The sequence below is a fragment of the Niabella agricola genome, from assembly GCF_021538615.1.
Classification (GTDB): domain Bacteria; phylum Bacteroidota; class Bacteroidia; order Chitinophagales; family Chitinophagaceae; genus Niabella; species Niabella agricola.
This window is the reverse complement of record NZ_JAJHIZ010000003.1, coordinates 1,330,737-1,353,536: the sequence shown is the minus strand read 5'-3', so window position 1 is coordinate 1,353,536 and position 22,800 is coordinate 1,330,737. Positions and strand designations below refer to the sequence as shown.

The window sequence follows — 22,800 nt, the reverse complement described above, 5'->3', positions numbered from 1 at the left end:
TTTGTGACAAAAGTCGAAATATGAAAAAAGTCGTAAAAAAATATTCACTCATTGAGGATCCGCCCCTTTCGGTGGTGTCTGATTTCGAAGCGGTGTACCAGGTGCGTCACCGGCCGGTAAAAAAGGAGCCCGTGGAGCCGGCAATTAAGGATTTTACCTACGCACATTTTAAAAAGATTGCAGATAAGGGACCGTTCACTTTAAACGAATGGGCTGATCTTCTTTATATCAGCGAGCGATCCTTGCACCGGTATGCAAAAGAGGGTAGCGGTTTCAACGGGTTGCAAATAGAGCGGATCCTGCTATTGTCAGCACTTATTGATGCCGGCAATGACTTTTTTGGCAAAGAAGGATTCCGGCTTTGGCTGCATAGCCGGCCATTTTCTTTAAACGGGTCGGTGGTTAAAGAATATTTAACCACTCACAATGGCATACAAACCATCATCGATCTGCTTCATCGTATGGAACAAGGAATTTCTGCCTGATGTTTGTTTATCGCCTGGTGCATGCACCTTATAAAGAAGATGTTTCCGGTTATGGAGCCTTTTTATATGGAGGACGCTGGAACTCCAAGGGTTTGTATGCGCTTTATACTGCTGAACATATTTCCCTGGCGGCCTTGGAAATTGTGGTGAATTATGACCGGACGATGTATAAGATGCTGCCGGATTATTACCTGCTTACACTTGAGCTGCCGGATAGTCCGGTGGTACAGATCCATCCAAATGTATTAAAAAATAAATGGGTTGAAGATACCGAGTATACACGTTTTATGGGTGACCAGTTCCTGGTTCAAAAAGAACACCTCACTTTAAGAATGCCGTCGGCAGTGATCCCTGAGGAGTTTAATCTCCTATTAAATCCGCTGCATGCTGATTTCAAAAAAGTAAAGATCCTCGAATCCCGCTCTTACGGATTGGACAACCGGTTATTTGGATAGGAAGATCCCGGTGTTCGTTTGAGGTCTAAAAATTAGTGTCTGGCCACTAAGGACGGTTCCAGGCTTAATGTTTAAAATCCCAGGTTGGATTCCGGTTTTACACTTGACGTGGTTCCTGTTTTTAAATCTTCTTCTAAAGACTCGAAACCCAGATCTGAAGGCTGAAATCTGATCGCTGATTTTAAAAAGCAGCGGGTTTCAGATTTAAACCGGCCCGCTCATCGATGCCAAACAATAGATTCATGTTTTGTACGGCCTGTCCGCTGGCGCCTTTTAGCAGGTTATCCGCTGCTGAGTGCACCACCAGCTTGGAGCCCACTTTTTCAAGCTGGATCACAGCTTTATTGGTATTTACGATCTGTTTCAGGAAGATGGGAGCGCGGCTTACCACGGTAAAAGGATGGCCGTTGTAAAAGTTTTCAAACAACACATAGAGCTCTTCCAGGGAAAGATCGGTGGTAATGGTGGAGCTGATGAAAATGCCTCTTGTAAAATCACCCCTCCAGGGCACAAAGCTTAAATCGATCTCTGTTCCGGGTTGTAATTGGTCCAGTGATTCGCCGATTTCGCCCAGGTGTTGATGTGTGAGCGTTTTATAAGCCTGTATATTATTGGCCCTCCAACTGAAATGTGATGTGGCGGCCAGCTTCTGGCCGGCGCCGGTAGAACCGGTAATACCGGTAGTATAGATATCTTTAAGGATACCGGTATGCGCCAATGGCAATAATCCCAGCTGGATGGTGGTGGCAAAGCAGCCCGGGTTGGCAATATTTTGTGCGTTTTTGATCGCTTCCCGGTTCAGTTCGGGAAGCCCGTAAACAAAGCTGCGGTTTAGTTGCGACTGGTTACTGTCTTTCCTTAACCGGAAATCATTGGCCAGATCGATGATCCTGACAGACGCATCAATGGGCGTCTCTTTCAAAAATTTCGTGGATTCGCCATGTCCCAGGCAAAGGAACAGCACATCAATATCCTGTGAGATGGCATCTGTAAACCGCAGGTCGGTATCTCCTACCAGATCTGCATGTACATCCGTTACCGGCTTTCCTGCGTTACTTCGGCTGTGAATAAATGCAACGGTTACAAACGGGTGATGAATTAACAAACGGATCAGTTCACCACCGGTATATCCTGCCCCACCAATAATTCCAGCTTTTATATTCATGCCTTCTGTTTTGTTATTTGATTTTCAGCTTTGCAAATTTAAGCGATCTTGTTCGGTTAGCGGGTGTGAACAAACAAGAAATTCCAGCCAATCGGTTTCATTGTTGAAAATCCGATGCGGTTGCCCCGGATAAATTTCTACTCCCTGCCCTTCATGTACTGTAAAAATCAACTGGTCGATTTCAAAAGAACCAGTTCCTTTCAGTATATAAAAAAACTGGGTAGCCTTATTGTGCAAATGCAACTGTTCTCCCTTACCGGGTGGTATCCGTTCTTTTTTTATAGAGAAGTGATCATTACCGGTCAGTACAAACGCTTCGCATCCTGCTCCCCATTGGTAGGAAGCTATGGGCGTGTGGCCGCTGACTACTTTATTTTTCTGCCCGGGCACTTTCTTTTATGAGGTGATAGATGGACGTTTGGTTACCAAATATTCTTGTAAAGCCTTTTACATCTTCTCCGGTAAAGCTTCTGTTGGCTTCGCCATAGCTGCCGAATGCATTGTTCATCAGATCATACGGACTTTCGATGCCCAACACCTGATAGCGGTAGGGATGCAGCTGAAGAAATACATCGCCGGTTACATTGCGCTGGCTGCTTTGCAGGTAGGCTTCAATATCCCGCATTACGGGATCGAGGATCTGACCTTCGTGCAACCAGGTGCCGTAAAATTGGGAGATCTGGTCTTTCCACTGTAATTGCCATTTGCTTAATACATGTTTCTCCAATGCATGGTGTGCTTTAATGATCAAAATGGGCGCGGCGGCCTCAAAGCCTACACGACCTTTAATGCCAATAATGGTATCGCCCACATGAATATCGCGCCCAATGCCGTAAGGGCCTGCAATTTGCTGGAGGTGTTGTATGGCTTCTGTTGGATGCGCAAAATTCTGATCGTTTACGCTTTTCAGTTCGCCCTCTTCAAACGAGAGTTTTACAGCCTCGGTGCCGGTTTGGGTCACCTGCGTAGGCCATGCTTCATCGGGCAGATAGCCGTTTGAGGTAAGTGTTTCCTTGCCGCCAACACTGGTGCCCCAGAGCCCTTTATTGATGGAATAAACCGATTTCTCAAAATTCATTTCCACACCCTTACTTTTCAGGTATTCTACCTCTGCCGCACGACTGAGGTTCATATCCCGGATAGGAGTGATGATTTCCAGTTCCGGTGCCATAATATGAAACACCATGTCGAACCGTACCTGGTCATTTCCTGCACCGGTGCTGCCATGCGCAATGGCGTCTGCATTCAGTTCCCGTGCGTAGTTGGCAATATGCAGGGCCTGGCTCAAACGTTCTGCAGATACACTGAGCGGATAGGTGTTGTTTTTGAGTACATTTCCGTATATCAGGTATCGGATAATAGAATCATAATAATTTTTGACAGCATCTACCGTCTTATGCGATTTTACGCCCAGGTTTTTTGCGTGCTCTTCAATCTTTTTCAACTCATCTTCGCTAAAGCCCCCGGTGTTTACGATTATGCTGTGTACCTCGTATCCTTTTTCTTCGGTGAGGTATTTTACGCAAAACGATGTATCTAAACCGCCACTAAAACCCAGTACAACTTTTTTAGCCATAGTATTCTTAACTTATGATTTGATTTAAATGATGTAGCAAATGACGAATATAGTCCTGTGCAATATATTCTATTGTACAAAGTTCTTTATTCATATACGCCTTTAATGTCTTTTTTTCTTCCGGGAAATGTTTCAGAATAAAGCCAATCTGTTTATTTGATAATTGCCACAAATCAAGCAGCTCTCCCCGGTTCCAGCTATTGTAGGACTGTGTCTTTACCCATTCGTCCTGATTGTAAACGATATTGGGCTCGGATTCATATTGAACCCTGACGAACCGCTGAATATTGTTTTGAGCCGAATCCACCAGGTGTCCGAGTATTTCTTTCTTACTCCATTTGTCGTTGCCTGGTTTTACTGAAAACGAAGGGTCGTCTATATGCTGAATTTTTTCAGTATATAGATGTATGATCTGTGCTAATTGTTCCGCAATTGCCCGCATCAGCATTTCAGTTATAAATGAAACACGCTTTTGAAGAACGATTTTAATGATCCGCCTCCGCTGCCACCTCCGGCTTTATCTTTTTTACGAAAGGCCTTTAAAAATTTCCATTGTTTAAAACGCTGTAACCGCTCCAGCCCGGTTTTGTTTTCTTCAAAGAAGGCCTTGGTTTCCTCCGGCTCATAGTGGTCTTTAGGATCATACAGCATGGCGGTGCACATGCAGTTCTTCCGGTCCTTGCTCATAAGGATCTCGTAATTGACACAGCTTTTGCAGCCGGCCCAGAACTGCTCATCCTGTGTGAGCTCCGAATAGGTAACCGGTTCGTATCCCAGTTCACTATTGATCTTCATTACCGCAAGGCCGGTGGTTAATCCAAATATTTTGGCCTCCGGAAACAATTTACGGCTGAGCTTAAAAATGGTTTGTTTGATCTTTTTGGCAACACCGCTTTTACGGAAATGCGGTGCTACGATTAAGCCTGAGTTGGCCACATATTCTCCATGGCTCCAGGTTTCGATATAGCAAAAACCTACCCATTCTCCACTGTCTGTAAGGGCGATAACAGCCTTGCCTTCGTCGATCTTTTTTTCAATGTATTCCGGACTTCTTTTGGCAATGCCGGTACCACGGGCTTTTGCCGATGATTCCATTTCGTCCGTAATGATCTTTGAATATTTTTTATCAGCAGCTTCAGCTACTCTTACGATAATTTCCTGATTGAGATTGTCCACGATGTGTAGTTAAAATGAATTTGCGGGAGACCAGTCCTGATAGCTTTTTTTTCGGAGCGTTTTCACTGACAGGGCCCAGGTCAAGGGGTTGTCCTGTCAGCAATCAGGACAGCGCATTGGTCGTGGAAAACATACAGCTACGTCAAATCCCACGGCGTAAATCCCCGTGGTTATATTTGCATGAAATGCAACGTGTTTTGTATGTTTTAAAAAGTTATTCATTTAAAAACAAATTGTACTTTCGAAGTACAAAAATAATGCAATATTGAATATTGTGCCATTAATTTTTTTTAATTAAACCATTTTTTATGGAAACCTTACCAATTGAGAACCAAAAGAAAGCAAACAAACGTTCGGGTTGTCGCCGGTATTTTTTTATGGGCCTCCTGGTGTTTATAATTTTAGCTGGCGGATATATCTACTGGAACTATTACAATGTATTTGGCGATGGGGTAAAATCGGGTATCCTGAAAAATGTAGTACGGAAAGGACAGGTTTTTAAAACATTTGAAGGGGAGCTGATCCAGGCTGGTATCAAAGGCGCTGTAGGAGGCGGTGCACAGTCGAACAATTTTGTTTTTTCTATCGAGAATAAACGCATTTATGATACGCTGGCCATACACAGCGGCAAACGCTTTGATCTCCATTATAAAGAATACAGAGGCGTATTGCCCTGGAGGGGCAATACAGTGTATATTGTAGACAGCATCATTTCTATGACGGATGGTGGTGTATCACCTTTTTAATAAAAAAATAGTGGGCCGTTTGTGCAGGTCAATGGTTTCTTTTTGCCACTGCTGAATGGTTCTTGTTTTAATAAACTCTTGCCCGCCCGTGATATCTGCTGCAATACATAGCTTGGTTTGCGGCTGGCATTGTTTAAGTAATGTTTCCAGTAATTGATTATTCCGGTAAGGTGTTTCAATAAAGATCTGGGTGCTGTTTTTACGTTGCGATTCGTTTTCCAGCTCTTTAATGGCTTTGATCCGCTGCCCGTTATCGATGGGAAGATAGCCGATAAAGCTGAATTGCTGCCCGTTTAAGCCACTGGCCATCAGTGACAATAAAATGGAACTGGGGCCCACCAGCGGTACCACCTGCGCCCCGGCCTCCTGTGCTGCCGCAACCAGGAGCTGACCCGGGTCTGCCACACCCGGGCATCCGGCCTCACTGATGATACCGATCGTTTTTCCCGCTTTTAGTTGTTGCCTGAATTGCTGCAATAGATTTGCTTCATCTTTCTGGATGCCGAACCACTCAAAATGGTCGATAACGATCTCTTTCTTTAATTGCTTCAAATAGCGCCGGGCAGTGCGCTCGTTTTCTACAAAAAGCACCGTACATTTTTCAATAGCTTCCAGCAGGTAGGCGGGCAACACCGCCAGGTTGCTTTCGTGCAAGTAGGTAGGGATCAGGTAAATTGTAGCTGTCATACAGCAATGTTACGATAAATCGCAATTATACAACTCCCTGCGAAAGCATGGCTTCTGCCACTTTCACAAATCCTCCGATATTAGCGCCCTTTTCGTAGTTGATATGCCCATCCTTTTCATGCCCGTATTTCATGCAACGGTGATGGATATCACTCATGATCTCTTTTAATTTGTTGTCTACCTTGGTTCTTCCCCAGGAATAGCGCTGTGAGTTTTGCGACATTTCAAGACCGGAAACGGCCACGCCGCCGGCATTTGCTGCTTTGCCCGGGGCGTACAATACCTTTGCCTGGTGAAACGCTGCGACGGCTTCCGGCGTGCAAGGCATGTTAGCGCCTTCTGCTACACAGATACAACCGTTTTTGATCAGCATTTCTGCGTCGGATAAATCCAGTTCATTTTGGGTGGCATTGGGGAGCGCAATATCACATTTAATGCTCCAGGGTTTTTTGCCGGGGTAAAATTCGCAGGGGTAATGCTGCGCATACTCTTTGATACGTCCACGCTGATGATCTTTCAGATGCTTAATATATTCCAGTTTCTCCTGGTCGATGCCCACCGGGTCGTAGATAAAGCCTTCGGAGTCGGACATGGTTAGTACCTTGGCGCCTTTTTCGATGCATTTTTCCGCGGCAAACTGTGCCACATTGCCTGATCCGGAAATAAGTACTTTTTTTCCTAATAAGGACGCTTCCCGTACTTTCAGCATTTCGTCCACAAAATAGATCAGTCCATAACCGGTAGCCTCGGGCCGTATCAGGCTGCCGCCCCATTCAAAAGCCTTACCGGTGAGAACACCGTTAAAGGTACCGGTAATGCGTTTATACTGGCCAAACAGGTAGCCGATTTCGCGTTTGCCCACTCCAATATCCCCGGCCGGGATATCTATATCATCTCCAACGTGCCGGTATAGTTCGGTCATAAAACTCTGGCAGAATTTCATGATCTCATTATCGGATTTTCCCTTTGGGTCAAAATCGGCCCCTCCTTTTCCACCACCCATCGGAAGGCCGGTGAGGCTGTTCTTGAATACCTGCTCAAATGCAAGAAATTTTAAAACGCTCAGTGTTACCGTTGGGTGGAACCTTAGTCCGCCTTTGTAAGGTCCGATGGAACTATTCATCTGAACCCGAAAACCGCGGTTTACCTGTACCGCTCCCTTATCATCAAGCCAGGGAACCCTGAAAATAACTACCCGTTCCGGCTCCACGATCCGTTCCAGGATTTTGCCGTCCCTGTATTTGGGCTGTGTTTCAATGTAGGGAATAATCGATTCTGCTACTTCGGTAACCGCCTGTAAGAATTCCGGTTCTCCGGCATTTCTTGCGCTTACCTTTTCGATAAAAGGTTTGATGAATGCATTCATATTTAAAAAAACTAAGATGGATTAGTGCGGGAAAGTACTAAAATATTTTTTGAACAGGTATTAGTTTTTTTGAAATATTTATACAGAATTGAAGAAAAGTTTAATGGTTTTTCAGTCTTTGGGGTTTAGAGCGCGGTTTTATTATAAACGGGTAAGCTGCCAGGGCAGCCGGGTGGATGGCCAGCTCATAAGGATACGCACTTTATAGCGAGAGCCGGTTTTTGCCAGCAGTAGTAATTAAGGAAAACAGGATGATACCCGCAGCGTATGTTGTTAGTATTGCGCTTTTCCGCCGAAGGCGAGATCGCCGGCATCGCCTAAACCCGGTACGATATATCCTTTTGCAGTGATTTCATCATCGATATCGCCGCACCAGAGTTTCAGTGATGGTTCTTCGCGCAGGATATATTCGATTCCTTCCGTGCAGGCAATGGCAGCAGCTACATAAATGAGCTTTGGACGGCCTACTTCCCGCAGGTACTGGACGGTTTTTACCAGGGATGCTCCGGTGGCCAGCATCGGGTCCGAAATGATCACAATCCGGTCTTCCAGCTCCGGGCTGCTGAGGTATTCGACATTGATCGTAAAACTGCCGTCTTTATGATGCTTGCGGTAGGCCGATACAAACGCATTGTCGGCCTTGTCGAAATAATTCAGCAGTCCCTGATGCAGGGGAAGCCCGGCCCGCAGAATGGTGGCCAGCACGGGCTGCTCCTCCAGCACAAGGGAGTTGGAGATGCCAAGCGGGGTTTGTGTTTCTACTGTTTTATAAGGCAGCTCCCGGCTGATTTCATAAGCGATCACTTCCCCGATACGCTCCAGGTTTCTGCGAAAACGCATACGATCCTGTTGTACCTCAATATCTCTGAGTTCGCTTACCCAATTGCTTACCAGGCTGTGTTGCGCGCTTAAATTTATGACCATGTTGGAACTGTTTATTGCTGTTTCCGGCGGAATAAAAATAAGATAATATTTGAGAATAAAGTGATCAGCTTTCAGTCTTCGGCAACGGGCTGGAGATGTGGGGTTTTAAGGTTTTGCCCGTTGGTGTTTAGCATTTAGCCTTCAGTTTTCAGCCTACAGCATTCAGCGTTTAGCGTTTAGCATTCAGCAATCTGTTATTTTTGGCGAATCTAAAATTTTATTATGATCTACAGGGCTATAGGATTGATGAGCGGCAGCTCGCTTGACGGACTGGATATTGCGTTTGTTGAGTTTCATGAAAATGGGGGGAAATGGCAGTTTGAGATTCAGCAAGCGGATTGTTTGCCCTATTCCCCGGAGTGGAAATCAAGACTGGAAAATGCGGTTTCATTGAATGCACTGGAATATCAGTTGCTGCATGCAGATTATGGTCATTATATCGGGGAACGGGTAAATGAATTTATCGACCGGTATGATTTGCACTATAAGGTAGCGGTAATCGGCTCCCACGGGCATACGACGTTTCATATGCCGGAGCGCAGAATGACCGGCCAGATCGGAGATGGGGCCGCCATTGCAGCGGAAACCGGGCTTACGGTTGTATCCGATCTCAGGGCCCTGGATATAGCTCTTGGAGGCCAGGGCGCGCCCATTGTGCCGGCAGGAGAGCAGCTGTTGCTGGGTCAATACCGCTACTTATTAAACCTTGGGGGGATTGCGAACCTGACGATAAAGGGAGCACGTTACAAAGCCTTCGATATTTGTGCGGCCAACCGGGTGCTGAACCTGCTGGCCGGTGAATTGGGGAAGGCCTATGATGAAAACGGCGCCCTGGCTGCAAGCGGTTTGGTAGATGAAGCGCTGCTCCTTGAGCTGAATGCTTTAAACTATTACCAGTTGCCGGCGCCCAAATCGCTGGCTAATGATTTTGGAACGGACACGGTTTACCCGATCATAAAACGCAGGGGAGGCCGGTTGAAGGATCAGTTGCGTACTTATGTGGAGCACATCATACAGCAGGTGTTGCAGGCGCTTGAAACCGATGCGGATTATGGGCTGGAAGGAGCGCAATTGCTGGTAACCGGAGGCGGGGCCTTGAATGGGTTTTTGATCAGCCGGTTAAAAGCGGTACTGAAAATACCGGTCATCGTTCCGGACGAAAAGCTGGTGTTATATAAGGAAGCCCTGATCATGGCGCTGATGGCCGTGCTGCGCTGGCGGGAAGAAGTCAATGTGCTTAGCTCGGTAACCGGAGCCAGTCGCGACAGTGCCGGCGGAGCCATGTGGCTGGGAGCGGGAGCTTGAATTGTTTCATGTTCATTCAGGTTAGATCGGTTGATAGGCAGGCAAATCACTGATCCTGGGACGTAACCGACCGATTGAGAAAGTGGTTCAGGTTTAAAGTTTCGGGTCAGATGCATTTTTAAGTATATCAAACTTCGCACGCTACCAGGCATTTCCTGGGATATTGAGCCGGGGCAGATCATGGAGCAGCAACGGCATCTTCACTTAAACATTTAATATTTCTGATTTAGTATTTGATTTTTGCTATTTGTTATGTAGTATTTAAAATTTCTACGCTTTATCTTTGACAAATGGAAGTAAATGAGTCTTTAATCAATAAACTGGCGCATCTGTCCAAACTTAGCTTTTCGCAGGAAGAGCAGCTTGAATTCCGGGGTGATCTTGAAAAAATGATCGGTTTTGTAGAAAAGTTAAATGAACTGGATCTGAAAGATGTGGAACCATTGATGCATATGAGCGAGGAGATCAATGTGCTGCGGGATGACGAGGTAAAGGGATCGATTACCCGGGAGGAAGCGTTATTAAATGCTCCCGCTACAGATGGTGTTTTCTTTAAAGTACCCAAAGTGATCCGCAAATAAGGTGCAATCCTCCATCATTCATATCGCCGATCTGCGCAAAAGCTATTTTATGGGGCCGCAGGAATTGCAGGTGCTGAAAGGCGTATCGTTGAACATTAATAAGAATGAATATGTGGCGCTTATGGGCCCCTCGGGAAGTGGAAAAAGCACGCTGATGAATATCCTGGGTTGCCTGGATACACCTACTTCCGGCAGTTATGTACTCAACGGAAAAGATGTAAGCAAGATGGAGGACAATGCGCTGGCTGAAGTTCGGAATAAAGAAATCGGCTTCGTATTTCAGCAATTTAACTTGTTGCCCCGGCTTACTGCGTTGGAAAATGTAGCGTTACCCCTAATCTACGCCGGAATACGCAAGACCGAACGCAACGAAAAGGCCATGCAGATGCTGGAACTGGTAAATCTTACAGACCGGTTTAACCACAAGCCCAATGAGCTAAGCGGTGGTCAGTGCCAGCGTGTAGCCATTGCACGGGCACTGGTGAATGATCCTTCACTGATCCTTGCGGATGAGCCCACCGGGAATCTGGACACTAAAACTTCCTATGAGATCATGGATATCTTTAACCGGATCCATCACAATGGAAATACGGTGATATTGGTAACACATGAAGAGGATATTGCCAATCATGCCCACCGCATCGTAAGGCTTCGCGACGGGGTTATTGAAAGCGACCAGGCGGTGACAAAGGCCGGTTCGCATGTATAAGGTTCCTGGTTCAATATCCGGATGAAACCTGTTCATTTTCACGCTTACACTTCCGATAGTCATCGGGATTCACATTTTCAAATTAAGCAAATGACATTTCGCATTTATACAAAAACCGGGGATCAGGGAAAAACCGCGCTTATCGGTGGTACAAAGGTTTCCAAAGCACATTTGCGGATAGAAGCATATGGAAACATTGACGAGCTCAACTCCTGGATCGGGCTATGCAGGGATGTACAGGGTGATGTGGCGGCAACAGACCTGCTTCGGGAGATACAGGACCGCCTTTTTACCATTGGAGCCCTATTAGCCCGGGATCCGGCGAAAAACACCAAAATGATATTGCCCGACCTGCATGAAGCAGATATTTCCGTACTTGAAAAAGAAATCGATGCCATGACAGCCCGGTTACCGGAAATGAAATCGTTTATTTTGCCGGGAGGCAGTGTTGCGATTTCTTATCTGCATATCGCCCGCTGTACCTGCCGGAGAGCAGAGCGTTCCTGTGTACGGCTGAAGGAAGAAGCGCCTGTTGAGGCCCTTGTTATCAAATATTTAAACCGGCTGAGCGACTACCTGTTTGTTTTGGCACGCTACACCGGCCATCTTACCGGAATCGCCGATATTCCCTGGAGGCCGCGCAGCTCCTGATCCAGCAACGGGAAAACTGCAACTGCTTTAACAAAAATTTAAAAAACGTCCTGTTTCTACGGAATTGATGCTGAACACCTGTTCTTTGCGGAACGGGATTGCCTACCCGCCTTGGCACAAATCTTGGGTTACTAAATGCACGCCAACTTTTAAACCGTAAAAACAGATATATGAAAACAATCTCGAAAGTGATGCTGGGTGTTATGGTAATGAGTGTATTTTTCCTGGGTGCCTGTTCGCGTACCCGCGATGCAATCGGAACAGACACCATCGAAAACATGGTTACCGTCGGTAACTGGAAAAGTGTGATTACCGCAGCGGGCAATGACCTGGTTCCTGCCGGCGGCCGCGCCGAATTCTCAAAACAGGACCATTTGATTCATTACTACAACGTAAGCGGAGACCAGATCCGGACCGATCAGTTTGCCTTTAACAACGGAACCAAAAGGATGACCTGGAACAATGTTGAATATGAAATACAGGAGAATTTTGTGTCTTCCTCAAAAACATTAACGCTGCTGGACCCTACAACGAAAAAGATGGTGGTGGCCTTTTTCAGGGAACGTCAGTAACATAACATCGTTAAAGAAATCGGGAACGGCTCACTGAGCCGTTTTTTTATACGATCAGGCCGTCTTTCATATGCAGCGCCCGGTCGCTCAGCTGTGCCAGTTCTTCGTTGTGGGTAACGATCAAAAAGGTCTGCTGAAATCGTTCACGCAGGTCAAAAAACAGGCGATGCAGCTCACGGGCATTTGTGGTGTCCAGGTTTCCGGTGGGTTCATCTGCAAAAATGATTCCGGGCCGGTTAATAAGTGCGCGTGCCACTGCTACACGCTGCTGCTCACCCCCGCTGAGTTCATTGGGTTTATTTTCCAGGCGATGATCTACCCCAAGTATGGTTAACAATGCTCTGGCGTTTTCCTCCACTTCCTTTTTGCGGCCTCCGCCTAACCAGGCAGGGATGCAAACATTTTCGAGCGCAGAAAATTCCGGCAATAAATGATGAAACTGAAACACAAAACCGATGTTCTTGTTGCGAAAAGCCGCCAGCTGTTTTCCGTTCAGTGTGCTGATGGGCGTCTGGTTCATGGTTACAGAGCCCGTGTCTGGTTTATCGAGTGTGCCCAGTATATGCAACAGCGTACTCTTTCCGCTGCCTGAAGGGCCCACAATGGATACCACTTCTCCTTTGGCAATTTCAATGTCTACTCCTTTCAGAACCTGAACCGTACCATAGGCTTTGTGTATATTTTTCCCCGAAATCATTGTATGGATATATAACTGTAAATATAGGCATTGTGCGATAGACGCGGGTATTAAAAAAAGTAATAGCGAATGCCCAGGCTGGCCTCAATCCTGCTCAGGCTTTCTCTTTTTTCCGCTTCCAGTTTTACAGGTGTTCCGTTAATATGCATGGTAGAGATACTGCCGCCATATACACTGACAGCGGCACCGGCAAACAGGTTGCGCACAATGCGCAGATCGCTTCCCAGTTCTGCCATGGCACCCAGTGTGCCGCCTTTTAACGTGGCGCTTCCCTGATCAAATGCGGCATTATCCCGGAAGCTCATATACCCGAGTGAGACGGCTGATAAAAAATGAAACCTGCCAGATTGACTAATCAGCCGGCTTTGGTAAACCGGACCGATATAGCGGATTTTTACATTGCTGCGTACAAACTGCCCGGTAATAATGTTTCCAGAGCCAAAACTGCTGAATTCGGAATATTTGATTCCCGTTCCAGACTGATGATTGAAGAAGTAATAAAGACCTACATCAAATACAGGGCCACGGGCAATATCTTTATAATAGTCGTTCGCTAATGGTTTTTTTCCCAGGCGGTATGCGTATCCTCCGGAAGCAGCAATCCGGAACCGGGTAGCCAGGTCCTGCTCTGATTGTGCATGAAGTGTAAAAACGGCGATGGTCATTAGCAAGGCAGCAGTGATTTTTTTCAGCATTTTTGGATATTGTTTAGCGTAGATGGGGGTAAAAAGCAGCTGTTTTTTGAAGTTTTAGAAATAAAAATAAGTATTTTTTAAATTACCGAATACAGTTACTTTTGCAAAAAATTGAGAATACCCTGAACCTTGTTTCAGGTATCCTGTTAATAATAAAAAACCGAATATAGTATGTTTTGGACACTTGAGTTAGCCTCTTATTTAGAAGATGCCCCTTGGCCAGCCACAAAAGACGAACTGATTGATTTTGCTATCAGGAGTGGAGCGCCCATCGAAGTGGTTGAAAATTTACAGGAACTGGAAGATGAAGGCGATGTATATGAAACTATTGAAGACATCTGGCCCGACTACCCAACCCAGGAAGATTTCCTGTTCAACGAAGACGAATACTAATATCCCCCGGGAAGCTAAAAATGTTGTAAGCTGCTCCATAAAGGAGTGGCTTTTTTTATGGAGCGGTATTGAAGAAAAAGATTCAAAAAAAGGCGCGGCAGCCGGTGCCACGCCTCATTACATTTATATCTGGGGAGCTTAGCTGCAATGGCCATCCGGGGTACAGGAAGGTCCTTCCGTTATTTCCAAAGAAGGCAACGGGTGCTCCTGGCGCCATTCTGCAAAAGCTTTATCCAGCGTTTGTGTGAATGCTTCCGGGGGCTGGGCTCCTGAAACTGCATATTTGCGGTTAAATACAAAAAAGGGTACACCTCTTACGCCGATCTGCTGCGCTTCATAAAGATCGCGGTTCACCTTGCCGGCATATGCTTCATTGGTAAGTGCTTCGTTTATGTCTTCTTCGGTAAGGCCAATCTCTTTGCCCAGCCGGGTAAGGGTAGGCCGGTCTGCAATGTCAAGGCCTTCTGTAAAATAGGCTTTGAAAAACCGCTCTTCGGCGGCATCACCCCATCCCTTTGTTTTAGCCATCTGAATAACACGATGCGCGTTGAAGGAATTGACCGTGATCACTTTGTCAAAACGATAATCGAGCCCGGCCTGTCTGGCGGATTGTGTAACATGGTCCAGCAGGGACTTCACCTGGTCTTTAGGCAATCCCTTACGCTCGACCAGATATTGTTCATGATCGATTTCTTCCTTTTCGGGAAGCGCGGGGTCCAGCTGGAAGCTTTTCCAGATGATCTCCACTTCCCGGTTATTTGCAAACTGTTCCAGTGCTGTTTCAAAATGCCGCTTGCCGATATAGCAGAAAGGGCACATTACGTCACTCCAGATCTCCACTTGCATTTTATTTGTGTTCATAATTTCCATACTTTAAGTAACAATTTCCCAGGGATAAGGTTGCTGCAATTTTTATGCTCGGTTGCGAAAGCAGGGCTTTTACTGCCATTCCACTGCAAACTGGGTATGATGCGCCGGTGTGACAGCCGCCGATCGCCCCGGGGAAACTCTTTAACGGACCAGGAAAACATTCAGGATGAAGGCATATAAATCAGCCTGATTATTTATAACCCGTGTTTGCGTATGCCTAAAAAGCCGATTTTTGCTGAATTAAATCAGCCTGCATTGCATCTATTGAGAAGCATACTATTGTTCTTTTTTCTTCTTTGTTTGGCGGCACGTTTGAGCGCGCAGGAGGAAACCTCCTCCCGGGTGTTATCGAACCTGCGTACAAAACAGGTGCCCGTGCTGGCGGATAAAGTGCTGCTGGATAGCGTTAGCATTATTCCCGGGAGCTTCCATATGGAGGGCATCGATAGCAGCAGTTATCGTTTAGATTTTGTAAATGCAATGCTGTACTGGATGCATAAGCCGGCAGCAGCCTTCGTAACCGTGCATTATCGCGTGTTTACGGTAAAGTTGAATCCTGTGGTTCAGCGGATGAATTTCGACAGTCTTGTTATGAATTCCGCGGCGCCCATAACTCCCCCCGAAACCGGTGTACGGCCGCGCAGCCAGCTGTTTAATTTTGGTAATATGAATGCACAGGGAAGCTTTGGCCGGCAAATGGGATTTGGCAATAACCAAAGCCTGGTGCTAAATTCGAATCTGAATGTACAACTGAGCGGCATGCTGGCAGATAGCATCGAGTTGCAGGCCGCCATTACCGACAATAATATTCCCATCCAGCCGGATGGCAACACCCAGCAATTAAATGAATTTGATGAAGTGTATATCCGGTTCAAGAAAAAACAATGGCAGCTCAATATCGGGGACATGGACCTCCGGGAAAACCGCAGTTACTTTCTCAATTTTTATAAACGCCTGCAGGGACTGTCGTTTCAAACGACCAACGCACTTTCCAGAAAAACAACATCCGGCACCCTGATCAGCGGTTCAATCGCTAAAGGAAAATTTACGCGTAATGTATTTCAGGGGCTGGAGGGCAACCAGGGACCCTACAAATTACAGGGAGCCAATAACGAACTGTTCTTTATTGTACTGGCCAATACCGAGCGCGTTTTTATCGATGGCGAACTGCTGCAAAGAGGAGAAGACCAGGATTATGTGATCAATTACAACACCGCAGAAGTAAGTTTTACACCGCGCCGCATGATCACCAAGGACAGCCGGATACAGATCGAGTTTGAATATGCCGACCGGAATTTTCTGAATACGAACCTCTATGGGATGCAGGAGCTTAACTTCAATAATAAAGTAAAACTGCGGGTTGGGTTCTTTAACAACAGTGATGCAAAAAATTCTTCCATTAATCAGGTACTGGATAATCGGCAAAAACAGTTTCTGTCGCAGATTGGCGACAGTATTCAAAATGCGTTGTATCCCTCGGCGGTGCTGGATACTTTTGCTGCGGGGAAAGTGCTTTATGCCCGGAGTTATATCATGGAAGGAACCGAGGTGGTTGACTCATTTTATCGATATACCATCAACCGGGATTCGGCGCAGTATAATGTATCCTTTATGGATGTAGGATTTGGCAAGGGCGATTATGTACCGGACAATACCAATGCCAATGGAAAAGTGTTCCGGTATGTGGCGCCGGAAGATGGCCGTAAACAAGGAAATTACGCACCTGTGATGGCGCTGATCACACCCAAAAAGCAACAGGTGCTAACCCTGGGGGTGGACTATGCGCTAACACCGGGCACATTATTAAAGACGGAGGTGGCTGCCAGCAGTTATGATGTAAATACTTTTTCCAGGTTGGATAACGGGGATGACAAGGGTTTTGCGGCTAAAGTAAACCTGTCGAATACTACTACTATCCGCGAAAAGGACAAGTTGCAGCTGGTTTCTTCACTCGATTATGAAATGGTACAGGCCCGGTTTCAGCCGGTGGAGCGCTTACGCGGCGTGGAGTTTACCAGAGACTGGGGCCTGCCCCTGGTAACAGTCCGGGTAGATGAGCACATCATCCGGGCAGCCGCTGGGTTGCAAAGCGGGAGCGGCAACCGCCTGCAATACCAGTTTACCAACTATAACCGCAGCGACCGTTACAACGGCTTCCAGAATGCATTAACGCAGTTTACACAATGGCGGAACTGGACATTCAACAACGAGGTAACAATGACGCAGTACAGCGGTATGCTGGACAAGGGTAATTTCCTGCGTCCTGTGCTGGATGTCAGTAAAAAAATACCAGCCCTGGATAACTGGAGCATCGGCGCCCGCTATACGCTGGAGCATAACGAGAGCCGGAATAAAGGAACAGATACTTTAAATGCAACGGCATTTTCATTTGATACCTACACGTTTTTCATAAAATCGGATGAAGCCAGACAAAACCATTACGGGATCAGCTTTTTTACAAGAGAAGACCAGTACCCGGTATTTAAAGATTTTGTAAAAGGTGATCGCAGTTATAACCTGAATTTTAAGGCCGAGTTGTTATCGAATGCACACCGGCAGTTATACTTCAATACAACGCTTCGGAAATTAAAGATACTCAATGCCGCAGTGAGCAAGCAGCAGGAGGAGAACACATTGCTTTCCCGGATCGAATATAATATGAATGAGTTTAAGGGATTCCTTACCGGCAATATCCTGTATGAAGCAGGTTCGGGGCAGGAGCAAAAAAGGGAATATGCCTACCTTGAAGTTCCGGCCGGTACGGGTCAGTATACCTGGATCGATCTGAACCAGGACAGTATACAACAACTGAATGAATTTGAACTGGCCGCCTTTCCTGACCAGGCCCGGTTTATACGAATCAATACACCTACCAACCAGTATATAAAAGCCAACTATAACACGTTTAACTACAGCCTGGGACTGAACCCGAAGCTGTTGTGGAATCATAAAGCGGCCAGCCGGTTTCAGCAGTTTCTGGCACGGTTTAACTGGACCAGCACTTTGCAGATCTCCCGGAAGGCGCAGGCTACCGGGCTTGTGGAGCTGAATCCGTTCCGTTATGCATTAAATGATACCAGCCTGATTGCGATGAGTTCGGTACTGGTCAATACCCTTTCGTTTAACCGGTTCAGTACGGTTTGGGGGGTGGATATCAGCAATCTTCAAAATACCGGGAAAACCTTGCTGACCTATGGCTATGAAAGCCGTAAAACCAAAGAATGGTCTTTAAAATACCGGCAGTTTTTGGGCAGTAGTTTTACATTTAATTTGGAAGGCAGGAATGGGATACAGGCCCTGTATTCGGACAATGCTCAATTTGATAACCGTAATTATGAAATTACAAAAAACAGCGCGGAACCTTCGCTTTCATTTATCAGCGGAACCACCTTCCGGGTGATGGCGGGTTATAAATATGAAGTACGCAAAAATAAACCGGTCTATGGCGGAGAGAAAGCTGTATCCAATGCGCTTACCGCTGAAACAAAATACAATATTCTGCAAAGTGCTGCGTTGACAGCCCGTTTTACGCTGGATCAGCTGAAGTATACGTCGGCTGCTGCCAACACCACTACCGTAAGTTATATCATGCTGGATGGATTATTGCCCGGAAAAAATTATTTATGGAATGTTATGCTTACCAAACGGCTGATGAGCAACCTGGAACTGAATTTTCAGTACGATGGCCGCAAACCCGGAGCGACAAAAACCGTACATACCGGCAAGGCATCACTGACCGCGATCTTTTGACCGGCTTAAATAGGGCGGGATGGGACCTCTGCATCAGCAGCGGGCGCACCGGACTTGCTGCCGCTCACAGGCGTGATCTGTGCTGAGGTAAGCAGGAAAAACAGGTCTGCGATACAAAACCCCAGCCAGTATAAATAGATGCCCAGGTGAAACCGTTCTCCGAGCCATCGGTGCGAAAGTGAATTGCGGAAATCGGAATAGGTGCTGTAAAGTCCGCCCAGGAAGATCAGGAGAAAAGCGGCAAGCAGGAGCACCCGTTTATGCCCTTTGAATTTTTTATCGATGGCATACAGCAAAAGGGTTGCAAGCAGCAGCACCAAAAGGCAAACAAGCGCAGCCTGCCACCATATTTTAAAAAAACGATAGCTCTTGTAAAAGGTGTTCACTCCAACACGGCCCACCAGGGAGATACCGGATGTTAATATGCCTGACAAGAGTGCTGTGAATAAGAGGAGCACCAAAAGGACGTAATAATTTCTTTTCATGAGTGTCTGAAATTTTAGCGATAGGCTGTTTGCTGCACCAGCTTCCCGAGCAGCACGATCTGTCCCAGGTGATAGTATACATGCTCGATCATGGCGTCAATATTCCGTTGCCAGGTGCCATATTTTTCGTCTGTAAATGCTGCATCCAGTTGTGCCGGAGTCAGCTGCGCTACATATGCCGAAAACCTTTCGGCATCGGCCCATAGCTTGGTTAATAATTGTTCCCAGTCTTCCTGCGACCGGATCGGAGGCGCATCAAAACTAAACCGGTCGTGGATATCGAACGTCCCTCCTTCAAATACGTTCAGGATGCCGGCGATATAATAATTGATATGAAACGCAAGTGCTGCAATGGTATTAAGCGTTCCGATACGGGTAGTAGCCTGCTGCCAGTCAAGGCCAGACAGGGTGGCTTTGAGATTGGTGGCGGCAACCCAATCGCCATTGAGATGTACTTCCCGGAATCGTTTTGCCAGTTGTACGGACTGCTCCATAATGGGTTGATTTTATTGTAATCCTTTTGAAATTGTTTTTGGAACCGGCTGTTCCGCTGGTTCAGGATATAAAGATACTTCCGCTTATTCAAAAACGGGAGTAACGGCATACCCGTTCTGCTTTAGAAGGCGGATCATCCCGTTTTCTCCTCCCAGATGTCCTGCACCAACGGCGAACAGCGTGGGCGCTTTTTTCATTTTCCCAGGCAGCAGCTTCATCCAGTTATGATTGCGCTCTTTGAGCAATCGCGTTTGTTGTACGGTACTCATAAAGGCCGGGTCATTCATCAGACCGGTGAGGCGAGGCAGGTCTTCTGTTTTGTAAACCTGTACCAGGTCTTTGATAAAGTGAGGAGCTTCTTTCATTCCTTGCAGGGTATTCAACAACTCGTCGATCGTGTTCATCGACCGGATCATCTGTATCTGGAAGGCTACTGATTCCAGGTGATCGATCTGTAGCGAATCATCCTGGGCCAGGGTATAGAGCTCCTTTTCCATCATTTTTACCGCGGAAGGATCAGTACAATTGAAGGTTTTCAGGGTCAGCACCGAAGTGATTCCAAAGGGAGACATATAATTCAATGCTTCGGGCGTTAACTGGTATGCTTTCAGCAGGCTGTCCAGGGCCTCGCGCTGTTCCTTTGGCACTTTTTCCAAAATGCCGGGCACGGGTTTCATCAGATCCATCAATTGATCGGCTCCATCCATGGCGTCGATATCTGCCTCAAATGTTACGGTGCGTACCTTTTTGAGTACGCTTTTTAATTTCGGCGGAACCTCAAAATCTTCTCCACAAACCAGGTGCATGGTGCCTAATAGATAGGAGGGCGCCGGCAAATGATTGCCGCTGATCTTCCAGAGCAAAGAACGGGCTTCCTGGGCCTTTAACGAAAGGCCGGAAATAATACCGGTAAACAAAAGGAGCAGCGTCCTTCTCTTTAAATAGTTAAACCTGTTGGTGTGTTGCCGCCTCATATTTAAAATTAAAGATAGCTGATGCACATTAAAAAAAGCGGCCGGCTTAGGGCCACTTTTTTTCCGATATATTTTACCCATTCTTTATTTTGAGGGAACCACTTCATATACGGTCTTGCCATCAGCCGTAACCTCTTTATAGTAAGTGCCTGCAGGTGAGCGGAACCGGGTTTTACCGTCTATGGTGACCCGGGTTGAATTTTTGGGCAGCTGGTCAAACTGGTCTCCAACCTGGGGGCGGGTATCATAAACCGCATCGTTTCTTTCCGTATCGTTATTGGCGGCTGGTTCAATGCTGGTCGGCTCGTCATCAGCATCCATCCTATCGTCGTTGGAACGCTGCGTTCTTGCTTCTTCCGTATCCAGTGTTCCATTGGCTCCTGCCACCACATATATCCGCTCTCCATCTTCATTCATATCGGGGCGGTAATAAGTGCCGTTGTATTCATAATAGGTATCTCCGTCAATTTTACGCATCCGGGCGCCGTTGGGCAGGCGCATGGTAACGGATCCAAGTGGGGGTGCAACCACCTCATAACCGCCTCTATCCCGCTCCATGAAATAGGTGTTGTTGCGGTAGTAATAAGGAACGCCGCCATAATAAACCCTGCGTGCTCCCGGTGGCAATGCATAAATAGTGGCGCCGATTGGCGGAAGGACAATGCCTACTGAAACCCCAACATTCGGTCCGTAACCATACCGGTAATATGGAGCCGGCCATCCAAAAACACCGCCAATACCAATAGACATTCTTGGTGCCCGGTAATAGGAATGGCTTCTGTATACCCGGTGCGGATAACGCCGGTACTGTGCAAAACTGTCTATGGCCAGGAAAAGGCTGGCGCCCAGCAGGAACATTCCCAGTTTTATAACGTTTTTACTCATTGTTTTTTTATTATATTTATTGGACGATAAAAAACAGCAAAACGGTGGCAGTCCCGGGCTGCGATGTGTAAAAAAAATGCTAAAAATAAATTTCATATAGTATGCAATCCAAGGCAAAAACGGTGTCGGATTATTTAAAAGAAATACCGGAAGAGCGATTGTCAGCGATTGAAAAGTTGCGGAACCTGATTCGAAGGCATTTACCTGAAGGCTACGAGGAAGTTATGAACTACGGAATGATCGGTTATGTGGTGCCTCATCAAATTTACCCTGCCGGTTATCACTGCGCCCCTGATCAACCCCTCCCGTTTATAAATATGGCCTCCCAAAAGAACGGAATTGTATTGTATCACATGGGATTATACGCGGACCAGGACCTAATGAGCTGGTTCTTAAAAGAATATAAGCAAATTTCCGACAAAAAACCGGACATGGGAAAAAGCTGTATCCGGTTCAGCAAGCCGGATCAGATCCCTTTTGATTTGATAGCGAAACTCTGCGAGCAGGTTACAGTAGCCGACTGGATCGCTTTATATGAAAAGAGCTTTGTTAAAAACAAAAACCGCAGGTCTTCCGAAAAATGACCTGCGGCAGTAGATAATTTCCTGTTTTACGTTTTTTACCTCCTTGATGAACGGCTGTTGTTGCTGTTTGACCGTCCCTGGTTACCTCGGCCGGAAGACGGAGGCGCCTGTTGTATGCTCCTGGATGGGGGCGGGGGGCTGTAAGAACGTTGAGGTGTTACAGCCCTTGACCGCACATCAGAAGACCGATTGCCGGAGTTGCTTCGTTCATTGATCCGGTTATTGTTTTGCTGACGATAATATTCCGCATTGCTGCGATTTGTATTCACCCGGTACCGATCCCGGCTATTATTACTATATACCCTTCTCCGGCTATCATACCTGTTGCGGTCCTCATAACGGCGGTAATGCCGGTTGTTACGGTAATACCGGTTATTGTAATAATAGCCGCCATTACCATAGTAGCCATAGTACCCCGGAGAATAGTAATAATAGGGGTTGTAGCCATAATACCCGTCGTAGTACCCCCCCGAGGGATAGTAGGTATCCGCACAGGAACTAAGGCCTGCTACTAACGCGATCAGAGCTCCGGTAACCAGCAGACGGGTTTTATTGAATAATTGTATTTTCATTG

At 46.6% G+C, this 22,800-nt stretch carries 28 protein-coding genes; 12 read left to right on the top strand and 16 right to left on the bottom strand.

Annotated features, from left to right (window positions below):
- Window positions 1-20 precede the first annotated feature (20 nt).
- Both LL912_RS11060 and LL912_RS11055 read left to right on the top strand, forming a co-directional pair.
- Complete coding sequence (locus tag LL912_RS11060; RefSeq protein WP_235553636.1) at window positions 21-485, top strand: antitoxin Xre-like helix-turn-helix domain-containing protein; 465 nt, start codon at window positions 21-23, stop codon at window positions 483-485.
- Window positions 485-940: an RES family NAD+ phosphorylase gene (locus LL912_RS11055; protein ID WP_235553635.1), complete on the top strand. Its 456-nt coding sequence runs from the start codon at window positions 485-487 to the stop codon at window positions 938-940. The genes LL912_RS11060 and LL912_RS11055 overlap by 1 nt, the downstream gene beginning before the upstream one ends.
- A 181-nt stretch (window positions 941-1,121) precedes the next feature.
- On the opposite strand, the gene argC is transcribed toward LL912_RS11055, so the two are convergent.
- A complete protein-coding gene (gene argC, locus LL912_RS11050; protein WP_235553634.1) occupies window positions 1,122-2,105 on the bottom strand; it encodes an N-acetyl-gamma-glutamyl-phosphate reductase in 984 nt (327 codons plus the stop codon).
- A gap of 24 nt (window positions 2,106-2,129) precedes the next feature.
- A complete protein-coding gene (locus LL912_RS11045) occupies window positions 2,130-2,342 on the bottom strand; it encodes a cupin domain-containing protein (protein WP_235556523.1) in 213 nt (70 codons plus the stop codon).
- Between LL912_RS11045 and LL912_RS11040 the strand changes: the two genes are divergently transcribed.
- Window positions 2,259-2,507 (top strand): hypothetical protein, encoded by a 249-nt coding sequence (locus tag LL912_RS11040; protein WP_235556549.1) that lies wholly within the window; start codon window positions 2,259-2,261, stop codon window positions 2,505-2,507. The two genes, LL912_RS11045 and LL912_RS11040, sit on opposite strands and share 84 nt — an antisense overlap.
- Here LL912_RS11040 and argG read toward each other — a convergent pair.
- From argG to LL912_RS11025, 3 genes are read right to left on the bottom strand one after another with little or no spacing between them, the layout of a single operon-like run.
- Window positions 2,476-3,681 (bottom strand): argininosuccinate synthase, encoded by a 1,206-nt coding sequence (gene argG, locus LL912_RS11035; RefSeq protein WP_235553633.1) that lies wholly within the window; start codon window positions 3,679-3,681, stop codon window positions 2,476-2,478. The genes LL912_RS11040 and argG overlap by 32 nt on opposite strands.
- Before the next feature lie 7 nt (window positions 3,682-3,688).
- A complete protein-coding gene (locus LL912_RS11030) occupies window positions 3,689-4,123 on the bottom strand; it encodes a DinB family protein (RefSeq protein WP_235553632.1) in 435 nt (144 codons plus the stop codon).
- 11 nt (window positions 4,124-4,134) lie between these two features.
- Window positions 4,135-4,857 carry a GNAT family N-acetyltransferase gene (locus LL912_RS11025; protein ID WP_235553631.1) on the bottom strand — a complete coding sequence of 241 codons (723 nt, stop codon included), beginning with the start codon at window positions 4,855-4,857 and terminating at the stop codon, window positions 4,135-4,137.
- Window positions 4,858-5,165: 308 nt separating this feature from the next.
- Between LL912_RS11025 and LL912_RS11020 the strand changes: the two genes are divergently transcribed.
- A complete protein-coding gene (locus LL912_RS11020) occupies window positions 5,166-5,603 on the top strand; it encodes a hypothetical protein (RefSeq protein WP_235553630.1) in 438 nt (145 codons plus the stop codon).
- Here the strand turns inward: LL912_RS11020 and LL912_RS11015 are convergent.
- From LL912_RS11015 to upp, 3 genes are all read right to left on the bottom strand, one after another.
- Window positions 5,592-6,290, bottom strand: a complete 699-nt coding sequence (locus LL912_RS11015; RefSeq protein ID WP_235553629.1) for an SAM-dependent methyltransferase — start codon at window positions 6,288-6,290, stop codon at window positions 5,592-5,594. The genes LL912_RS11020 and LL912_RS11015 overlap by 12 nt on opposite strands.
- 25 nt (window positions 6,291-6,315) lie before the next feature.
- Complete coding sequence (gene gdhA / locus LL912_RS11010; protein WP_235553628.1) at window positions 6,316-7,656, bottom strand: NADP-specific glutamate dehydrogenase; 1,341 nt, start codon at window positions 7,654-7,656, stop codon at window positions 6,316-6,318.
- Window positions 7,657-7,929: 273 nt separating this feature from the next.
- A complete protein-coding gene (gene upp, locus LL912_RS11005) occupies window positions 7,930-8,580 on the bottom strand; it encodes a uracil phosphoribosyltransferase (RefSeq protein ID WP_235553627.1) in 651 nt (216 codons plus the stop codon).
- A 222-nt stretch (window positions 8,581-8,802) separates the two neighbouring features.
- On the opposite strand from upp, the gene LL912_RS11000 reads away from it, so the two are divergent.
- The 5 genes from LL912_RS11000 (at window position 8,803) to LL912_RS10980 (ending at window position 12,398) form a co-directional block, all read left to right on the top strand.
- Entirely contained in the window at window positions 8,803-9,885 is a 1,083-nt protein-coding gene (locus tag LL912_RS11000; protein WP_235553626.1) for an anhydro-N-acetylmuramic acid kinase, read from the top strand.
- Between the two features lie 290 nt (window positions 9,886-10,175).
- Complete coding sequence (gene gatC, locus LL912_RS10995) at window positions 10,176-10,466, top strand: Asp-tRNA(Asn)/Glu-tRNA(Gln) amidotransferase subunit GatC (protein ID WP_235553625.1); 291 nt, start codon at window positions 10,176-10,178, stop codon at window positions 10,464-10,466.
- 1 nt (window position 10,467) lies between these two features.
- Window positions 10,468-11,175 (top strand): ABC transporter ATP-binding protein, encoded by a 708-nt coding sequence (locus LL912_RS10990; RefSeq protein WP_406603606.1) that lies wholly within the window; start codon window positions 10,468-10,470, stop codon window positions 11,173-11,175.
- A 90-nt stretch (window positions 11,176-11,265) separates the two neighbouring features.
- On the top strand, window positions 11,266-11,826 hold the full coding sequence (locus LL912_RS10985; RefSeq protein WP_235553624.1) for a cob(I)yrinic acid a,c-diamide adenosyltransferase: 561 nt from the start codon (window positions 11,266-11,268) through the stop codon (window positions 11,824-11,826).
- A 170-nt stretch (window positions 11,827-11,996) separates the two neighbouring features.
- Window positions 11,997-12,398: a hypothetical protein gene (locus LL912_RS10980; protein WP_235553623.1), complete on the top strand. Its 402-nt coding sequence runs from the start codon at window positions 11,997-11,999 to the stop codon at window positions 12,396-12,398.
- Between the two features lie 46 nt (window positions 12,399-12,444).
- Here LL912_RS10980 and LL912_RS10975 read toward each other — a convergent pair whose 3' ends face one another.
- The gene (locus tag LL912_RS10975; protein ID WP_235553622.1) at window positions 12,445-13,095 is read right to left on the bottom strand and encodes an ABC transporter ATP-binding protein; all 651 of its coding nucleotides are present in this window, start codon (window positions 13,093-13,095) and stop codon (window positions 12,445-12,447) included.
- A 50-nt stretch (window positions 13,096-13,145) separates the two neighbouring features.
- Window positions 13,146-13,790 (bottom strand): hypothetical protein, encoded by a 645-nt coding sequence (locus tag LL912_RS10970; RefSeq protein ID WP_235553621.1) that lies wholly within the window; start codon window positions 13,788-13,790, stop codon window positions 13,146-13,148.
- Window positions 13,791-13,961: 171 nt separating this feature from the next.
- Here LL912_RS10970 and LL912_RS10965 point away from each other — a divergent pair, with 171 nt between their 5' ends.
- Entirely contained in the window at window positions 13,962-14,183 is a 222-nt protein-coding gene (locus LL912_RS10965) for a DUF2795 domain-containing protein (RefSeq protein WP_018627833.1), read from the top strand.
- Between the two features lie 138 nt (window positions 14,184-14,321).
- On the opposite strand, the gene LL912_RS10960 is transcribed toward LL912_RS10965, so the two are convergent.
- The gene (locus LL912_RS10960) at window positions 14,322-15,044 is read right to left on the bottom strand and encodes a DsbA family oxidoreductase (protein WP_235553620.1); all 723 of its coding nucleotides are present in this window, start codon (window positions 15,042-15,044) and stop codon (window positions 14,322-14,324) included.
- Window positions 15,045-15,308: 264 nt separating this feature from the next.
- On the opposite strand from LL912_RS10960, the gene LL912_RS10955 reads away from it, so the two are divergent.
- On the top strand, window positions 15,309-18,803 hold the full coding sequence (locus LL912_RS10955) for a hypothetical protein (RefSeq protein ID WP_235553619.1): 3,495 nt from the start codon (window positions 15,309-15,311) through the stop codon (window positions 18,801-18,803).
- A gap of 5 nt (window positions 18,804-18,808) precedes the next feature.
- Here LL912_RS10955 and LL912_RS10950 read toward each other — a convergent pair whose 3' ends face one another.
- The 4 genes from LL912_RS10950 to LL912_RS10935 all read right to left on the bottom strand — a co-directional run bounded on the left by LL912_RS10950 (window position 18,809) and on the right by LL912_RS10935 (window position 21,642).
- Window positions 18,809-19,288: a cytochrome d ubiquinol oxidase subunit II gene (locus LL912_RS10950; RefSeq protein WP_235553618.1), complete on the bottom strand. Its 480-nt coding sequence runs from the start codon at window positions 19,286-19,288 to the stop codon at window positions 18,809-18,811.
- A 14-nt stretch (window positions 19,289-19,302) separates the two neighbouring features.
- Window positions 19,303-19,782: a DinB family protein gene (locus LL912_RS10945; RefSeq protein ID WP_235553617.1), complete on the bottom strand. Its 480-nt coding sequence runs from the start codon at window positions 19,780-19,782 to the stop codon at window positions 19,303-19,305.
- A gap of 84 nt (window positions 19,783-19,866) precedes the next feature.
- Window positions 19,867-20,757 carry a TraB/GumN family protein gene (locus LL912_RS10940; protein WP_235553616.1) on the bottom strand — a complete coding sequence of 297 codons (891 nt, stop codon included), beginning with the start codon at window positions 20,755-20,757 and terminating at the stop codon, window positions 19,867-19,869.
- Between the two features lie 84 nt (window positions 20,758-20,841).
- On the bottom strand, window positions 20,842-21,642 hold the full coding sequence (locus LL912_RS10935; RefSeq protein ID WP_235553615.1) for a DUF6515 family protein: 801 nt from the start codon (window positions 21,640-21,642) through the stop codon (window positions 20,842-20,844).
- A gap of 101 nt (window positions 21,643-21,743) precedes the next feature.
- On the opposite strand from LL912_RS10935, the gene LL912_RS10930 reads away from it, so the two are divergent.
- Window positions 21,744-22,226 (top strand): DUF1801 domain-containing protein, encoded by a 483-nt coding sequence (locus tag LL912_RS10930; RefSeq protein ID WP_235553614.1) that lies wholly within the window; start codon window positions 21,744-21,746, stop codon window positions 22,224-22,226.
- Window positions 22,227-22,261: 35 nt separating this feature from the next.
- On the opposite strand, the gene LL912_RS10925 is transcribed toward LL912_RS10930, so the two are convergent.
- A complete protein-coding gene (locus tag LL912_RS10925; protein WP_235553613.1) occupies window positions 22,262-22,798 on the bottom strand; it encodes a hypothetical protein in 537 nt (178 codons plus the stop codon).
- Between the last annotated feature and the right edge of the window lie 2 nt (window positions 22,799-22,800).

Excerpts from the sequence above, each read along its gene's own strand:
- LL912_RS11060 (WP_235553636.1), top strand. The coding sequence starts at position 21 with ATGAAAAAAGTCGTAAAAAAATATTCACTCATTGAGGATCCGCCCCTT.
- LL912_RS11055 (WP_235553635.1), top strand. The coding sequence starts at position 485 with ATGTTTGTTTATCGCCTGGTGCATGCACCTTATAAAGAAGATGTTTCC.
- argC (WP_235553634.1), bottom strand. The coding sequence starts at position 2,105 with ATGAATATAAAAGCTGGAATTATTGGTGGGGCAGGATATACCGGTGGT.
- LL912_RS11040 (WP_235556549.1), top strand. The coding sequence starts at position 2,259 with ATGTACTGTAAAAATCAACTGGTCGATTTCAAAAGAACCAGTTCCTTT.
- argG (WP_235553633.1), bottom strand. The coding sequence starts at position 3,681 with ATGGCTAAAAAAGTTGTACTGGGTTTTAGTGGCGGTTTAGATACATCG.
- LL912_RS11030 (WP_235553632.1), bottom strand. The coding sequence starts at position 4,123 with ATGCGGGCAATTGCGGAACAATTAGCACAGATCATACATCTATATACT.
- LL912_RS11020 (WP_235553630.1), top strand. The coding sequence starts at position 5,166 with ATGGAAACCTTACCAATTGAGAACCAAAAGAAAGCAAACAAACGTTCG.
- LL912_RS11015 (WP_235553629.1), bottom strand. The coding sequence starts at position 6,290 with ATGACAGCTACAATTTACCTGATCCCTACCTACTTGCACGAAAGCAAC.
- gdhA (WP_235553628.1), bottom strand. The coding sequence starts at position 7,656 with ATGAATGCATTCATCAAACCTTTTATCGAAAAGGTAAGCGCAAGAAAT.
- upp (WP_235553627.1), bottom strand. The coding sequence starts at position 8,580 with ATGGTCATAAATTTAAGCGCGCAACACAGCCTGGTAAGCAATTGGGTA.
- LL912_RS11000 (WP_235553626.1), top strand. The coding sequence starts at position 8,803 with ATGATCTACAGGGCTATAGGATTGATGAGCGGCAGCTCGCTTGACGGA.
- gatC (WP_235553625.1), top strand. The coding sequence starts at position 10,176 with ATGGAAGTAAATGAGTCTTTAATCAATAAACTGGCGCATCTGTCCAAA.
- LL912_RS10985 (WP_235553624.1), top strand. The coding sequence starts at position 11,266 with ATGACATTTCGCATTTATACAAAAACCGGGGATCAGGGAAAAACCGCG.
- LL912_RS10980 (WP_235553623.1), top strand. The coding sequence starts at position 11,997 with ATGAAAACAATCTCGAAAGTGATGCTGGGTGTTATGGTAATGAGTGTA.
- LL912_RS10975 (WP_235553622.1), bottom strand. The coding sequence starts at position 13,095 with ATGATTTCGGGGAAAAATATACACAAAGCCTATGGTACGGTTCAGGTT.
- LL912_RS10970 (WP_235553621.1), bottom strand. The coding sequence starts at position 13,790 with ATGCTGAAAAAAATCACTGCTGCCTTGCTAATGACCATCGCCGTTTTT.
- LL912_RS10965 (WP_018627833.1), top strand. The coding sequence starts at position 13,962 with ATGTTTTGGACACTTGAGTTAGCCTCTTATTTAGAAGATGCCCCTTGG.
- LL912_RS10960 (WP_235553620.1), bottom strand. The coding sequence starts at position 15,044 with ATGAACACAAATAAAATGCAAGTGGAGATCTGGAGTGACGTAATGTGC.
- LL912_RS10950 (WP_235553618.1), bottom strand. The coding sequence starts at position 19,288 with ATGAAAAGAAATTATTACGTCCTTTTGGTGCTCCTCTTATTCACAGCA.
- LL912_RS10945 (WP_235553617.1), bottom strand. The coding sequence starts at position 19,782 with ATGGAGCAGTCCGTACAACTGGCAAAACGATTCCGGGAAGTACATCTC.
- LL912_RS10940 (WP_235553616.1), bottom strand. The coding sequence starts at position 20,757 with ATGAGGCGGCAACACACCAACAGGTTTAACTATTTAAAGAGAAGGACG.
- LL912_RS10935 (WP_235553615.1), bottom strand. The coding sequence starts at position 21,642 with ATGAGTAAAAACGTTATAAAACTGGGAATGTTCCTGCTGGGCGCCAGC.
- LL912_RS10930 (WP_235553614.1), top strand. The coding sequence starts at position 21,744 with ATGCAATCCAAGGCAAAAACGGTGTCGGATTATTTAAAAGAAATACCG.
- LL912_RS10925 (WP_235553613.1), bottom strand. The coding sequence starts at position 22,798 with ATGAAAATACAATTATTCAATAAAACCCGTCTGCTGGTTACCGGAGCT.